At 59.4% G+C, this 431-nt stretch carries 1 protein-coding gene; it reads right to left on the minus strand.

The annotated features are described in order from the left end of the window. On the minus strand, positions 1–431 hold a 431-nt coding region (locus RVY79_RS17505; RefSeq protein ID WP_317465762.1), incomplete at both ends, for a cbb3-type cytochrome c oxidase subunit I.

The following is a 431-nucleotide window of genomic DNA, read 5'->3' on the forward strand; positions in this document are numbered from 1 at the left end:
CCACTTCTCGTCCAGCTTGAAGCCGAAGGCCTTCGGGAACCAGTACGTGATACCGGCCAGGTAACCGAACACCACGCCACCGATGATGGTGTTGTGGAAGTGCGCGATCAGGAACAGGCTGTTGTGCAGCAGGAAGTCAGCGCCCGGCACAGCCAGCAGCACGCCGGTCATGCCGCCGATCACGAACGTGATCATGAAGCCGATCGTCCACAGCATCATCGAGTTCAGCTCGACGCGGCCGCGGTACATCGTGAACAGCCAGTTGAAGATCTTCACGCCCGTCGGGATCGAGATGATCATCGTCGCGATACCGAAGAACGCGTTGACGTTCGCACCCGAACCCATGGTGAAGAAGTGGTGCAGCCACACCAGGAACGACAGCACGGTAATACCGGCGGTTGCCCACACCATCGACGTGTAGCCGAACAGCT

Source organism: Chromohalobacter sp. HP20-39 (assembly GCF_033052815.1).
Classification (GTDB): Bacteria; Pseudomonadota; Gammaproteobacteria; order Pseudomonadales; family Halomonadaceae; genus Chromohalobacter.